The 15,534-nt window shown below is 29.8% G+C and carries 16 protein-coding genes; all 16 read right to left on the bottom strand.

Annotation, left to right across the window (positions count from 1 at the left end):
* Positions 1-236: 236 nt before the first annotated feature.
* The 16 genes from xerD to FGK85_RS05395 all read right to left on the bottom strand — a co-directional run bounded on the left by xerD (position 237) and on the right by FGK85_RS05395 (position 15,518).
* Positions 237-1,118, bottom strand: a complete 882-nt coding sequence (gene xerD / locus FGK85_RS05475; RefSeq protein ID WP_138204508.1) for a site-specific tyrosine recombinase XerD — start codon at positions 1,116-1,118, stop codon at positions 237-239.
* Positions 1,119-1,195: 77 nt separating this feature from the next.
* The gene (gene spoIIM, locus FGK85_RS05470) at positions 1,196-1,819 is read right to left on the bottom strand and encodes a stage II sporulation protein M (protein ID WP_138204506.1); all 624 of its coding nucleotides are present in this window, start codon (positions 1,817-1,819) and stop codon (positions 1,196-1,198) included.
* A gap of 69 nt (positions 1,820-1,888) precedes the next feature.
* On the bottom strand, positions 1,889-2,548 hold the full coding sequence (locus FGK85_RS05465; RefSeq protein WP_138204504.1) for an N-acetylmuramoyl-L-alanine amidase: 660 nt from the start codon (positions 2,546-2,548) through the stop codon (positions 1,889-1,891).
* A 369-nt stretch (positions 2,549-2,917) separates the two neighbouring features.
* Positions 2,918-3,733 (bottom strand): sporulation transcription factor Spo0A, encoded by an 816-nt coding sequence (gene spo0A / locus FGK85_RS05460; RefSeq protein ID WP_138204502.1) that lies wholly within the window; start codon positions 3,731-3,733, stop codon positions 2,918-2,920.
* Positions 3,734-3,898: 165 nt separating this feature from the next.
* Positions 3,899-4,948, bottom strand: a complete 1,050-nt coding sequence (gene spoIVB / locus FGK85_RS05455) for a SpoIVB peptidase (protein WP_423244907.1) — start codon at positions 4,946-4,948, stop codon at positions 3,899-3,901.
* A gap of 283 nt (positions 4,949-5,231) precedes the next feature.
* Entirely contained in the window at positions 5,232-6,935 is a 1,704-nt protein-coding gene (gene recN, locus FGK85_RS05450) for a DNA repair protein RecN (protein ID WP_138204498.1), read from the bottom strand.
* A 12-nt stretch (positions 6,936-6,947) separates the two neighbouring features.
* Positions 6,948-7,400 (bottom strand): arginine repressor, encoded by a 453-nt coding sequence (locus tag FGK85_RS05445; RefSeq protein WP_138204496.1) that lies wholly within the window; start codon positions 7,398-7,400, stop codon positions 6,948-6,950.
* A gap of 14 nt (positions 7,401-7,414) precedes the next feature.
* Entirely contained in the window at positions 7,415-8,239 is an 825-nt protein-coding gene (locus FGK85_RS05440; protein WP_138204494.1) for an NAD(+)/NADH kinase, read from the bottom strand.
* A gap of 8 nt (positions 8,240-8,247) precedes the next feature.
* On the bottom strand, positions 8,248-9,060 hold the full coding sequence (locus FGK85_RS05435; protein WP_138204492.1) for a TlyA family RNA methyltransferase: 813 nt from the start codon (positions 9,058-9,060) through the stop codon (positions 8,248-8,250).
* A 13-nt stretch (positions 9,061-9,073) separates the two neighbouring features.
* A complete protein-coding gene (gene dxs / locus FGK85_RS05430) occupies positions 9,074-10,933 on the bottom strand; it encodes a 1-deoxy-D-xylulose-5-phosphate synthase (RefSeq protein WP_138204490.1) in 1,860 nt (619 codons plus the stop codon).
* Complete coding sequence (locus tag FGK85_RS05425; RefSeq protein ID WP_138204488.1) at positions 10,908-11,504, bottom strand: hypothetical protein; 597 nt, start codon at positions 11,502-11,504, stop codon at positions 10,908-10,910. The genes dxs and FGK85_RS05425 overlap by 26 nt, the downstream gene beginning before the upstream one ends.
* Before the next feature lie 767 nt (positions 11,505-12,271).
* Positions 12,272-13,138 carry a polyprenyl synthetase family protein gene (locus FGK85_RS05415; RefSeq protein ID WP_138204486.1) on the bottom strand — a complete coding sequence of 289 codons (867 nt, stop codon included), beginning with the start codon at positions 13,136-13,138 and terminating at the stop codon, positions 12,272-12,274.
* A gap of 2 nt (positions 13,139-13,140) precedes the next feature.
* A complete protein-coding gene (locus tag FGK85_RS05410) occupies positions 13,141-13,359 on the bottom strand; it encodes an exodeoxyribonuclease VII small subunit (RefSeq protein ID WP_138204484.1) in 219 nt (72 codons plus the stop codon).
* On the bottom strand, positions 13,352-14,563 hold the full coding sequence (gene xseA / locus FGK85_RS05405; protein WP_138204482.1) for an exodeoxyribonuclease VII large subunit: 1,212 nt from the start codon (positions 14,561-14,563) through the stop codon (positions 13,352-13,354). The genes FGK85_RS05410 and xseA overlap by 8 nt, the downstream gene beginning before the upstream one ends.
* A gap of 31 nt (positions 14,564-14,594) precedes the next feature.
* Positions 14,595-14,993 (bottom strand): transcription antitermination factor NusB, encoded by a 399-nt coding sequence (gene nusB / locus FGK85_RS05400; RefSeq protein ID WP_138204480.1) that lies wholly within the window; start codon positions 14,991-14,993, stop codon positions 14,595-14,597.
* A 126-nt stretch (positions 14,994-15,119) separates the two neighbouring features.
* Complete coding sequence (locus tag FGK85_RS05395) at positions 15,120-15,518, bottom strand: Asp23/Gls24 family envelope stress response protein (protein WP_138204478.1); 399 nt, start codon at positions 15,516-15,518, stop codon at positions 15,120-15,122.
* Positions 15,519-15,534: the final 16 nt, after the last annotated feature.

Below are 15,534 nucleotides of genomic sequence, written 5' to 3'. Positions count from 1 at the left end.
AGATTAAATTTCATAATTATACAAACATACATTCTTATTGGACTGTATGCTTGTTAAGGTTACCCTTTTTTAAAGAAATCATTTCATTTTTCTTTTATTTTGTTCTTGACATATTACCAAATTGCTTATTTTTTTATATAAAATTTATATTATGATTATTTGATAAAGTATTTAATTTATCAAATAATCAAATTATTTTAATTAAAATCCATATGGTAAATATATTATCATTATAATTATGCCCTAGGATGAGTTTTATTATATACCTCTGCTATCCTACTTTTTTTAGAAATACTGCTATATATTTGTGTAGCTGCTATGCTTGTATGTCCTAATAATTCCTGCACTATTCTTATATCTGCTCCATTTTGAAGCAAATGCACAGCAAAAGAATGTCTTAAAGTATATAAATTTATATTTTTCTCTATTTTTGCATCCTTAGCATATTCCTTTATGATTTTCCAAAATCCCTGCCTTGTTAATTTAGTTCCTTGCGAATTAAAAAATAAATAATCTAAATTGTTTACATTAAAGCTAGACCTTATTTTCAAATACTCTTCAATACAATTTGATGCATAGGAACCTATGGGAATTATTCTTTCTTTTTCCTTAGTTCCTTTACACTTTATATATCCTAATTTTAAATTTATACTATAAATATTTAAATTTAACAGTTCTGTTACTTTTATACCTGTAGCATACATAACCTCAAGCATTGCCTTATCTCTTATACCTTTATGGCTACTTAAATCCGGCATATTTAAAAGTTTATCTACTTCTTCTACCGTCAATACCTTTGGTATATCTCTTTTAACTTTAGGCACTTCATATTTATACGTAGGATCTTCATCCACTATTCCCTTACTCATTAAAAATACATAAAATCCTCTTATAGAAATTATACTCCTCACTATAGAACTATTGGCCATTTTTCCCTTTTGAAGTTCCTGAACATAAGCCATTATAGTTATTGTATCTACTTCGCTTATTTTTTCATCTCTGGCACTTAAAAATTTTATATATCTTTTTATGTCTCTTTTATATGCCTCTATGGTATTTTCACTTAATTTCTTTTTTCTCAAATTTTCTACATATTCTATTAAATTTAACTCATTCATATGTAATCACCTAATCTCTCATAGAATATATTAAACTAATTTCATTATTTTTTCAATAGAATTTAAAATTTAAAAATTTAAAGTATCATTTTTATTATATGAGGTACTATATATCCCTCTATAAAAAAACCAATAAAGCATATTAATGTACAAATCATTACTATGACTGAATAAGAAGCTATTTTACTAATGACATTTGTGGTCCACTGCTTATTTAATCGGTTTTTAACCATAGATAATGAAAACTCCATAGCCAAAACAGATATAAATACTATACAGGGTATATATATTATATTTTGTGGGATAAGTCCAAATATGCTCATCCAAATACCTTTCATTCCTAAAGCATTTATTAAGGAGCTTATAGAAAATCCCAAGGTAAATCCCTTTACCATATCTATTATCAATATTATAGGTATTCCAATAACAGTTAACCCCAAAAACCATATACCTAAAATCATTGGAAGAATATTTTTTATGGCTTGAATAAAAATTTCTTTAGGTTCAGCACTAGTTAGGGATATATTTTCTACAAATTTATTTAAATACTCATACAAAGTGTTTTTTTCAGCTTGTCCCATATATTTAACGCAATACACCCCCAAAAACATTCCTATTAAAATGCATACTATACTTCCCACGTATAACCAAGTATTTTCTTTTATATGCCTATTCAAATTATTTTCAACATTACTTATCATATATAAAATCCTCCTCAGTTTATCGTCATATTATATTTATGATAAACCAAGGAGGAATATTACTTATCTTTAATCAAGTAAAGCTTTCCAAGTATTTATACCTACTATACCATCTGACACTAGATTTCTACGCTTTTGAAAAGCCTTCACTACATTTTCAGTAATTTGTCCAAATACACCATCTACACCTGCTGAACCTAAATTATATCCTTTTTTCTGCAATATTTCTTGAATTATTTTGGTTATTTCACCTTTAGCGCCTTTTTTAACATTAACCAAGGCAGCTAAAGTTTTAGGACCTAGTATGCCATCTTCTACAAGCTTAGCATTAAATTGAATATTTAATTGTTTTTGAAACCTTAAAACCATATTATTTTTCCTATACTCTGGAATAGGATCACTTTGTATAATATCCTTTTGGGAATTTAAATCCTCCAGTTCTAACCCTTTCACAATTGCTTCTGCAATTTTAGTTTTACCTAAACTTCTATACATGTCCATATCACTTTTATTATCTAAAAAACAAACTTCAATAAGCATAGCTGGGCATTTAGTCCTTCTCACAACATATATCCAACTTCCTTCTTTAATCCCTCTACTCCTAAATCCAAGTTTTTTTATTACTTCTCTTCCAACCTCTCTAGTCAAAAACTCTTCCTTAATCCCTAAACTTCGTGCACCTAAATCATATCCAGATACACAATGTCCCATGTCAATTGCTATTTTCATATATACCACCTCTCTATATATTATGTATATATACAAAACAGCGTCACCATTAACTTTATCTTCACTTATTCATGCTGAAGTATAAATTTATTCTCTTAATACAAATATATCATTTATTTTAATTATACTAAAAATACTTCTTCAATTTTAATAATTTTGCATAATAAAATAACACCTCCATTTTCAAATACATTTCTGCAGTTGATAATAGAAGTGTTTATAGGCTTATCTAATAACTAGTTTGTTATCCTAAAAAACAGTTAGTTGGTTTTTTAATATAAATTTGACAAAATACCAACCACCTGTTCCATAGGGATTTTTCTATAGTCTATCCATATAAAAAATTAACAAATCCATCAACCATGCGGCTTAAGAAACCTTATTTTTAAGTCTTAGCTTGTCTGCTACCATAGCAATGAATTCACTATTTGTTGGCTTGCCCTTATCATTGTGTATAGTATAGCCAAATAGCTTATTAATTGTATCAACTTGTCCTCTGCTCCAAGCTACTTCAATAGCATGTCTTATAGCCCTTTCAACTCTACTAGCGGTAGTATTATACTTTTTAGCAATGGATGGGTATAATTCCTTTGTAACCGCTGACAACAACTCTATATTGTTTACCACCATAGTTATAGCTTCTCTTAAATACATATAACCTTTAATATGTGCTGGAACTCCTATTTCATGAATTATATTTGTTATTTCTGTTTCTAAATCCACTGGTTTATTTTCATCACTCATATTAGATTCTACTTTTGGATAACGATTATTAGTTTTTACAATATCACAATTAGATATGGTATTATTAAACATTTGTCTTATTCTTTTTATAAATACATCCATATCAAAAGGTTTTACCACATAATAATCTGCTCCCAAATTTATTGCTCTCTGAGTTATTTTATCTTGACCCACAGCAGATAATACTATTATTCTAGGTATTTTTTTCATTTCCATGCTATTAATTCTTTCCAATACCCCCAATCCATCTAAATGAGGCATTATTATATCTAATATTACCAAGTCCGGTTCTCTTTCTTCAATTAATCTTAATGCTTCTAATCCATCTTTTGCTATTCCTGATACCATTATATCTCTTTGGCTCATTAAATAATCATTTAAGATATTACAGAATTCCTTATTATCATCTGCAATAACTACATTAATTCTTGAATCCTCCATTTCACACGCTCCCTTATAAATAATTACCATATCTTAACAATACTATTCGACAAATAAACTTCGATTCCTTCCTGTAAAAAAAAATTATATAAAATAAGAGCAAAAGAATCAATTTTAAACTTCTTTTACTCTTATTTTACTATTTTTAATATACTTTTTCCACCATTATTTCTCTAGAATACCTGAATCCTTAAGCATCCACTCAATATATACTCCATATCCTACATCAGGCTTGTTTACAAGTACGTGAGTTACTGCTCCAACTATTTTATTATTTTGGATAATTGGACTTCCACTCATTCCTTGAATTATTCCTCCAGTGGTATTTAATAGTCTTTTATCAATTATTCTTATAACCATGCTTTTTGGTCCTGGTTCTCTTTGATTTAACGTTTCTTCTATTTCTATATCATAAAGTTTAGGCTCTTCGCCTTCTATGGTAGTTAAAACTTGTGCTTTTCCTGTTTTAACCTCATTTTTATAAGCTATACTCATAGGTTTATTAAAGCTTTTATTTATTAATTGCTCTTGACATTTACCAAAAATACCGCAATTAGTATTGTACTGTATACTACCCAAATTATTATTTTCATCAGTAAATATTCCCCTTAATTCTCCTGGTTCACCTCGTACACCCTTTTTTACTGATACTATAGATGATGATATTATCTTTCCTTCTCTTACTTTTAATATATCACCTGTATCCATATCAGTTATAGCATGACCTAGGGCACCAAAACTTCCCGTTTCAGAATGATAAAATGTTAATGTTCCAATTCCTGCAGTAGAGTCTCTTATCCATAATCCTATTTTATATTTACCTTCTTCTAAAGTCTTTATAGGCACCAAGGTTTTATTTATTTTAGCTTCTTTTCTTTGTATAGTTAAATCCAAACCCTTACCTTCCGATTCTTTTATTTTTTTTGAAACTTCTTCACAGGTATTTACCTCCATTCCATTGATAGCAATTATTATATCTCCAGCTTTTACACCGTTATCATTGGCAGGGTTATGCATTTTTCCATCCGTTCCCTTTAAATTGGATAGCCCCACAACTAAAACACCTTTAGTATTTAATTTAACTCCTATTGGCTGGCCTCCGGGATAGACCTGAATATTAGGTTTGGCACTAACAGCAGATATGTTTAAGTACCCAGGATATATTTTATACTGGAAACTTAAAATAAAAAAGAAGAAAGGAGCTATTAAAATCATAATGGATTTATTTATTTTTTTGTCCATTCTATCTCCTCCTAACTCTTTATTTAATTTTAAGTTACCCTTTTAGTAATCTTCTTATGCTATAATTTTAATGCTTTAAAAGTCAATGATTTATTAATAAACTAATTTATTATACTTATTAAAATTTTATAATATTTCTGTGTTAATTTTCTTTAGAATATTATTGAAAAAAATTTAAAAAGTCAAATTTAAACAACTTATTTTTATATAAAATTTATTTTTATATAAAAAAATAAAACTACATTAAACTGTAGTCTTATTTTTTGCATAAACTATGTTTTTTATTATAGCCATTATTTATAAGTTCTTTAGAATTTTTTAAAGCTAAATCTGTTAAATTGCTACCGCTAATCATCTTTGCTATCTCTTTAACTTTGTCATCTTCAGATATTTTAATTATATTGGTATAAGTTTCATTTTCTTCCACATTTTTTTGAACTAAGTAATGATTATCAGACATAATTGCTATTTGAGGTAAATGAGTTATGCAAAATACTTGATGCTTTGTAGATACCATGTACATTTTTTCTCCAACTCTCTCGGCTATTCTTCCACTTATACCTGTATCAATTTCATCAAAAATTATAGATGGTATATCGTCCTTATCAATAAATACTGTTTTTAAAGACAACATTATTCTTGATAGTTCTCCACCAGACACTACCTTTGCTAACTCCTTAAGTGGCTGTCCTGGATTAGTGGATATTAAAAACTGTACAATATCTCTTCCTTTTTCATTAAATTCCCTAGAATACTGCACATTAATTTTAAAATCTGCTTTATCTAATCCCACGTAGCTTAATTCCTCTTTAACTTTTTCTTCCAAATCTTTTGCTAAATCACTTCTTATAATATGAATTTGTTCACTTTTTTCTTCCATATTACTTATTATTTTTTTCTTTTCTTTATTTAATCCTTCTACTATTTCCTTATAATTAATCATTTCTTCGTATTTAGAATTCATTTCTTCTCTATAATCTAATATTTCTTTTATAGAGTTGCCATATTTTCTTTTGTAGTTATCTATTTCGTACATTCTTTTATTAATTATTTCTAATTCTTCTTGATCATAATATAAATTATCAACTATATCTCTTAAGTCCTCTGCAGCCTCTTGAATATTATAATAAGTTTCTTCAAAAAAGCTATATATCTTCCCTAATCTTTCAGAAAAGTTTTCTACCTCTTTAATATTTTTTAAAACCAAATTTATTGCATCACAAATAGCTAAACTGTCTCCATCTCCACTATTTAACAAAGCATAGGAACTTCCTAAAGCTTTATTTAACTTCTCATAGTTTGATAGATTGGTGAATTTTTCCTCTAGTTCTTCCTCTTCACCTATTTTTAAGTTTCCTTTATTAATTTCATCTATTTGATACTTTAAAAAATCTACTAATTTCTCTTTTTCTCCTGTTTCACCTATTAATTCATCTATCTTAGAATCTATTTCTTTTAATCGGTTATAATAAATTGTATACTGACTTAATAACTTCTCTATTTTCTCTCTACCATAGGAGTCTAAATAGTCTATGTAATTGCTACTATCTAATAGACTTTGATTTTTATGTTGGCCATGTATATCTAGAAGGCAGGTGGTAATTTCCTTTAAATCAGATAAAATCATACTTTTGCCATTGACCTTAGCCACATTTTTACCAGATTGAAAAGTTTCTCTGCTTATTATAAGAATATCCTCTTCATACTCTATACCTTTTTTATCTAATATTTCTCTGGTATTTTCATTTTCTATAGAAAAAATAGCTTCTACATAAGTTTTATTTTCTCCTATTCTTATTAAGCTTTTTTCAAACTTTCCACCTAATACATAATCTATAGCATCAATTAATATAGATTTACCCGCACCAGTTTCACCAAGTAGTACATTAAATCCCTTTTCAAAGGATACACTTATGTCTCTTATTAATGCAAAATTCCTTATATTTAACTGTAGGAGCATTTATTATACCTCCTATTCATTTATCATTTTTTTAAGTTTTTGAACTATTTCCTTAGCTTTTTCTTCACTTCTTATTAATAAAAATATAGTATTATCTCCTGCTATCGTTCCTGCTATACCTTCAAAATTCATTGAATCTATTGCTTCTGCAGCACCTGGAGCAGAACCAGAAATGGTTTTCACCACTACGAAATTAGAAATATTTTCTACATAAAGTACAGTTTGAGAAAATATGGATATCAATTTGTCAGATAAAAAACTTTCTGTAGGAGATATGGTGGCATATTTATATCTTCCTGTAGTTCCTAAAACTTTTATTAACTTAAGTTCCTTTATATCTCTAGAAACTGTAGCTTGTGTAACTTCAATACCGCTTTTTCTTAATTCATCAGCTAACTCCTCTTGAGTTTCGATTTCCTTTGAGTTTATTATTTCTATTATCTTAGCATGACGGGCTATCTTCATAAATAATCACCTTCTCATTCTTTAATTCTTGATATTATTTTTTTTCTTAATACATTGAAATAATCATAGTTATGAGTCTTTATTAACTTAGTTTTATTTTTAGATTTCTTTATAGAAATTTCACTACTATTATTAAGTTCAAAGGCCTCCTGTCCATCTACAGTCAAAAAGGCATTTTCTTTATTTTGGTCAAAATTTATATTTATCTCGCTGCCACCATCTAATACAAAATTTCTTGCACTTAAGGATATTGGACATATAGGAGTTATAGTAACAAGCTCTAAAGTAGGATATATTATTGGTCCACCAGCTGATAAAGAATAGGCTGTAGAACCAGTAGGTGTTGATATAATAATACCATCTGCCAATATACTATTGTAATGTGTACCATCTATATTAATATTGTAATTAATTACTCTAGATAAAGTGCCCTTACAAACCACCACATCATTTAAAGCTAACAATTTTTGCTCTATTCCACAATGCTTTATGGTACATTCCAACATCATTCTTTCTTCTATAGAATATTCATCATTACAGGCTTTTTCCAAAGCATCTTCCAATTCTCTTCCTTCTGCAGTAGTTAAAAATCCTAAATTTCCAAAATTTATCCCTAGTATAGGTATTTCTCTATTACCTATAGCTCTAGCAGTTCTCAATATAGTTCCATCTCCACCAACGGAAATTACAAAGTCAAATTCGCTGCGGCTTTCCTTTAACTCTTCAGCGTCACTAAATACCACTACATTGCATTTTTTTTGCAACTTTCTTAATATTCTATTTAAAATTTGATTTTCTGGATCCTTTTGACTATTAATATTAATTCCTACATTTTTCATTTTCAACCCTACCTTAAACAACCGTGTGCTGATTTTACTGTCATTTCTATATTTTCATCTGTTATAATGTCCACATGGGAAATATCTTTAGTAAAATAAATTAAATATTCTATGTTACCTTCTGGTCCTTTAATAGGCGAATAGTTTAAACCTTTGATTTTTAAATTTTCTGCCCTCAAAAAATTTACCATTCTTTTTATAACCTCTAAATGTACTGAAGGTTTTTTTATAACACCATGTTTTCCTACTTTGCCTTTTCCAGCCTCAAATTGAGGTTTTATAAGTGCCACCACTTCTCCAACCTCACACAAAAGATCAATAACTGTTGGTACCACCTTCTCCAAAGATATAAAAGAAACATCTATGCTAGCAAAATTAACCTCTTGGTTTATTTTTTCTTTAGTTAAGTATCTAATATTAGTTTTTTCAAGATTAACAACTCTTTCATCTTCTATTAGCCTTTTGTCCAATTGACCTGTTCCCACATCTATTGCCCAGACTTTAACTGCTCCATTTTGAAGCATACAATCAGTAAATCCACCTGTAGATGCACCTATGTCAAAACATACCTTACCTTTTAAATCTATTTCAAAACTCTCTAAAGCCTTTTTTAACTTTAATCCCCCTCTACTTACAAAGGGCAATTTTTCTCCCATAAATTCTATTTTGTCTTCTGAAGAAACCTTTTGGGATGCCTTATTGACTTTAATTCCATTTACATATATCTCACCTTTTATTATACTCTCCCTTCCTTTTTCTCTGGAAGGGAATAGGCCTCTTCTTACTAATTCTATATCTAATCTTTCTTTTTCTGCACACATAATAATCTCACCTTTAATTAACAGTTCTCAAAATTGTCTGGACCATTCCCTCTATGTCCATATCATTTACTTTGTAAAGAGTTTTGGTATCACCGTGAGGAATAAATTCATCTTTATATCCAATATTAACAATATCAACTTTTTTATTTATTTTATTCAAGTAATTCAATATATTACTTCCGAATCCACCACTTACTACATTATCTTCTATAGTAAATATGTACTTCTTTCTTTGGGCTAAATCTTCTAAAAGCATCTCATCCATAGGTTTTATAAAATACCCATTTACAACAGATACTTTTATTCCAAAATCATATAATTTTTCTCTAACTTTTAAAGCCTTTTCTACCATATTACCTGTAGCTATTATGGCTATATCACCTTCATCCTTTAAAACTTCCCACTTACCAAGCTTTATATTCTCCACTGGTTTTAATGGTTCCCCATCATCCCCGCCTCTTGGGTATCTTATGGCTATAGGGAAATTTTGCTTTATGGACCAATTTAATATAGCCCTTAATTCTTCCGTGCTTTTAGGGCTCATGATTGTTAAATTAGGAATATGAGATAAAAAAGATATATCAAATACCCCTTGATGTGTTTCTCCATCATTTCCTACAATTCCTGCTCTATCAATAGCAAAAACTACCGGAAGATTTTGCATGCACACATCATGCAATACTTGGTCATAAGCTCTTTGTAAAAAAGTAGAATATACCGCAAACACAGGCTTAAATCCCCCAGAAGCAATGCCTGCAGCCATAGTAACCGCGTGCTGTTCTGCTATTCCCACATCAAAAAACCTTTTAGGATATTTTTGAGAAAATTCCTTAAGTCCTGTTCCATCGGGCATAGCTGCAGTTATAGCCACTACTTTTTTATTTTTCTCTGCAATTTTAACCATTTCATCTCCAAACACTTTTGAATATGTAATCTTTCCAGAAGAAAGTGATTTACCAGTTTTCCAATCAAAAGGCCCAATTCCATGAAATTTATTTGGGTAACTTTCTGCATAAGTATATCCTTTACCTTTTTTAGTTATAACATGTATAAGTACTGGACCATTTATATTCTTGCACATGGATAAAATTTTAACCATTTGCTTTATATTATGACCATCTACTGGTCCTAAATATTTAATGCCCATATCTTCAAATAACATTCCTGGCACTACTAATTGCTTTATGCCATCCTTTAATTTTTGAATTGAGTTTGCTACTCCCTCTCCTAAAGGCATTTTTCTAATAGTACTATTAAAATCACTTTTAAATTTATTGTATTTTGGATCTGTTCTTATGGTGCTTAAGTATGTAGATAATCCACCTACATTCTTATCTATAGACATTTGATTATCATTCAATATTATTATAACCTTGTTTTTTGAATATCCTAAATCATTTAGAGCTTCTAGAGCCATTCCCCCGGTTAAAGCTCCATCGCCTATTACAGGTATAACCTCGTAATTCTCACTATTTAAGTCTCTAACCCTAGCCATTCCAATAGCTGCAGAAATAGATGTACTACTGTGCCCTACTTCAAATACATCGTAAGGACTTTCTTTTCTTTTTGGGAATCCACTCATACCATCATATTGTCTTAGGGATTTAAAGTCATCTTTTCTTCCCGTAAGTATTTTATGTACATATGCTTGATGTCCCACATCCCAAATAAGTTTATCCTTTTGAAAATTAAAGACTTTATATAAACTTAAAGTAAGTTCAACTACACCTAGATTTGATGCCAGATGTCCTCCTGTTTTTGATACTTCCTCTATTAAAAATTCTCTTATTTCCTTTGCAAATATATCTAAATCCTCAAAGGACATTTTTTTAATTTGTTGCATGTCCTTATAATTTTTTAATAAATTTCCCATTATCATCTTTCCTTTTTAAACTTAATTTTTTGAACCCTTTAATGACTTTTGCTACATTATGAATTATATTATTACTTTTATTTATAGCTATTCCCTTTCCCAAGGCTTTTCCTCCTATAGTTACAGAAGCTATAATAGCTCCCACAAAAGCACTAGCTATGGGCATGTTTAATTTCGGAAAAACTTCAACAATCTTTTGCAATATTAAAATACCAACAGAACCACTGACTATACCGCAAATATCTCCTACTACATCATTGCAGACGTTTGATACCTTATCAGCATTTCTTATTAGATTTACTGCAATCTTCCCTTCTGGAATTTTTTTAGACGCCATAGAATGAAAGGGAGCCTCATCAGCTGCAGTTACCGCCACCCCTATAGCATCAAATGCAATTCCAATAGAAACTATAAAAACTAATATAATAAAAGCTACTAAAGTGTCCACTTCTCTTAGTAGCGTATCTGACAAAAGGGTAACACTTCCTCCAATTAATATACTCCAAATAACAATAGTAATTACCCATTTTCTATTACTTTTTTTACCATCATTCTTACTCCGACTTCCCAACCAATCATTCCCCCATTTTATACATTAAAACTAGATTTCTAAAAATTTTAAAATCTATATGAATTCTTTTTAACTTATAAAAATAAAAAATTTATTTTTGGTAATTATAAGATTAAGAGGTGGTGATATATTAAGTAAATCTTACGGCTTAGGTCCAGTAGGATTTCCCATAGTCTAATCTAAGTGTCGCCACTTTGACGGTTTCCCTTTAATAGACTATCTATTTTGTTACCAGAAATAGGACTGGATTACCACTTAGTCCGTACTTTAATCCCTAATATATCTCTTATGGAACAGTCTAGGAGTTTTCCTCGACAGTTAGGTGTTTCTCTAGCCTCTTTTGCAGCATAGGTTTCAGCATGCAATGGTTAAATGCCTTCGGCCAAAGTCATTTAACTTGTTCACACCTCTCCCTACACCACTTCAAGGCAGGCTACGCTGCACATAGCTTTTTTACCACAATGCAGGTTTAATCCACTGTCGTAGATTAGGCGACTAGCTTAACCCACAAGCAGTGGTCTCCACGAAGGTAGGGTCAGTGTCGCATGCCATTGCGATTGCCCCATCCCCCTTACTCCCAGCACCAACCCATAACTGGGCGTCATAAGCCAGCACCAGGAACTTCATCGATGTGCCCTTTAACGGATTTTTAGCCCCGTCTTCAAAAAACACTTACCCGACTAGAATACTGCACCACCTCGCAGAATAATTATATCATATGGATATTAATTATTCAAAATGTTTAAATTAAATTTAAAATAAATTTACTAATTATTTCTTTCTAAAAGAAACCTGGTTAATGCCACCAACGGCTCTGAATGTAAGTTTAATTCTCTTAATATTTTAATACATTCTCTAGTTAATTGTTCACATTTTATCTTACATTCCTCTAATCCATAGGTGGTTATAAAAGTAGTCTTGTGCATTTTATCATCACTATGGACATTTTTTCCAAGGACATTTGCATCTCCAGTTACATCTAAAATATCATCTTTAATTTGAAAGGCAACCCCTAATTTCTCACCATATAATTTAAGCTTTTCCACATGTTCATTAGGTGCTTTTGCCAATAATGCTCCTGCTACTATAGGTGCTGTAATAAGCTCCCCTGTCTTTTTTTTATGCATATATGTAAGTTCATCCTCTGTAACTTTTTTGCCTTCTCCTAAAATGTCAACTACTTGCCCTCCTATCATACCCTCTACTCCTGCAGATTTTGAAATAGTATAGCAAGCTTCTAAACCTTCCTTATTATCCAATATATATTTAAACATTATATTCATAGCTTCATTTAGCAATCCATCTCCTGCTAAAACTGCCATAGCATATCCAAAAACCTTATGATTAGTAGGTTTTCCTCTTCTTAAGTCATCATTGTCCATACAAGGTAAATCATCATGAATAAGAGAATACGTATGTATCATTTCCACTGCACAAGCCAAAGGAATAATTTTTTTATAATCCTCCCTATACATTTTATAGGTAAGAAGCATTAATATAGGTCTTATTCTCTTGCCTCCCACAGTTAAACTATATTTCATTGCATCGTATATTATTTTATTATAATTTCCCTTATCCTTAAAATAATCTTCAATCCAAAGCTCTATTTCCTCTTTTATTTGTCTCTCTATCATAACTATTCCCTTTCATCTAAGAAATCTTTCTCTTCTTCATCCTTGATTATCTTTATTTTACCCTCTGCTGTACTAAGTGTAGAATTTAACTTATTATATAATTTTATGCCTTTTTCATAATTTTTAATGGCATCATCTAAAGATAATTCTTCACTGTCCATAAGTTTAACAATGCCTTCTAATTCTTTTAACATCTCTTCATAGGATATTTTTTTAGCCATTGCTCTCCTCCAGAACTTGTATTTTTAATCTTACTTCTCCATTTCGTAACCTTATGTTTATTATATCATTTTTTATTATATCTTCTTTAGTTTTTATTATATTATATTTATCATCATATATAATTGAAAACCCTTTACTTAAGGAATTTAAAGGATTGTTTGATTCCAATATTATTTTATATTCATTTAATTTGCTTTTTTCTTCATATAATCTATTTTTAATAATACTTTCCATAGTATTTTTATAATTGTCCAGTATTCTATATTCATTTACAATACGATTTAAAGGACTGTTTACCTCTAGTACACTTCTTAAAGAATTAATTTTATTATATGATATATCTATAAACTTTTCCATATATGAGAATAAATATTCACCATAGTAAGATATTTCCTTGACCATATCCTCTAATTTGGGAACTAATATTTCTGCAGCTGCTGAAGGAGTGGGAGCTCTCCTATCTGACACAAAATCTATTATAGTAAAATCCGTTTCATGACCTACCCCTGACACCACTGGAGTTTTACATTTATATACTGCTTCTGCTAACTTTTCATCATTAAAAGCCCAAAGTTCCTCTAATGATCCTCCACCTCTAGCTATTATTATTGCTTCTATGTCTTCTCTTTCATCTAAATATTTCAAAGCATTTATAATTCCCAGGCTGGCAGCATCTCCCTGTACCAATGTGGGATAAATTAATATATCCATTTTAGTATTTCGTCTTTTACATACATTTATTATATCTCTTACAGCCGCACCAGTAGGTGAAGTTATTACTCCTATTTTTTTAGGATACTTAGGAAGAGGCTTTTTATTGTCCTCTTCAAACATTCCTTTTTCATATAATTTTTTCTTTAAATTTTCAAAGGCAATATGTAATTCTCCCAATCCTTCTATTTGCATCTCACTACAATATAATTGATAGTTTCCATCTTTTATGTATACAGATACCCTTCCTGTAGCTAAAACCTTCATTCCATTCTCAGGTTGGAAAGTGAGACCTTCAGCGGAATCCTTAAACATAACACAACTAATTTTACCTTCTGAGTCCTTTAAAGAAAAATATATGTGTCCACTACTATGTATCTTTAAATTTGATATTTCCCCTTTTACATATATATTTTTAAGTATAAAATCGCTGTCCATTATCTTCTTTATGTAACTATTTAGTTTACCCACAGTTAAAGTTTTAATAAACATATCTTGGCAGCTAACCTCCCATATTTTATTATTACTTTGCCATATTACCTAATATACCATTTATGAATGCTGGTGACTTATCATCTGAATATTTTTTTGCAAGTTCAATAGCTTCATTTACAGCTACTCTATATGGTATCTCTTCTATAAATTTTATCTCATAAATTGCTAATCTTAAAATTGAAAGATTCACCTTAGAAACTCTGCTAATTTTCCAACCACTTAAATATTTTTCTATCTCACTATCTATTTCTACTATGTTATCTTCAATTCCTTTTAAAGTTTTTATTACATATGAAAAATCTATATCTTCTATATTTTCTTCTGCATTTTCTTTAAAGTCCTCTATTAAATCCTCATACTCACCTTTGTTTATAATTCTTCCATATAATAATTTCATTGTAGCTTCTCTTGATTTTCTTCTGTTCATAAAAATTCTCCCTTCAATATTTGTTTTTACCTCTATTATTTAATTATTATCAAAAAAATTGTAAATATACTAAAATTATTCACAATGTTGAACATGGAAAAACCCTCTGAAATCAGAGGGTATATTTTAATCTTCTTTCTCTTCTTTACTATTTTGATCTTCAAGTTTAGGAATTGCTACGTTCTGAACATACACATTCACTGCTGAAACTTTTAATCCTGTTATGGTTTCTACTGTTTTCATAACATTCTTCTGCACTTTCTCACAAATTTCAGGAATTCTAACGCCGTATCTCACAACTACGTATAAATCTATGGTTGCACTTCCTTCATTCACAGATACCTTAACACCTTTAGATATATTTTTTTTGCCTCCAAGTATTTGTGATATGCCTCCAGCTAAGCCAGCATTTATTTCCTCTATTCCTTCTATTTCATCAGCAGCTAATGCAGCAATGACACTAACAACTTCATCAGAAATCTTTACAACTCCTACAGACTCTGTGTTTTTTAAACTTTCATCCATCTCTTTACCTCCTTAA

This window comes from Haloimpatiens lingqiaonensis (assembly GCF_901447495.1).
Classification (GTDB): Bacteria; Bacillota; Clostridia; order Clostridiales; family Clostridiaceae; genus Haloimpatiens; species Haloimpatiens lingqiaonensis.
Note: the sequence above shows the minus strand (reverse complement) of the source record. Positions and strands in the feature narration are given on the sequence as shown.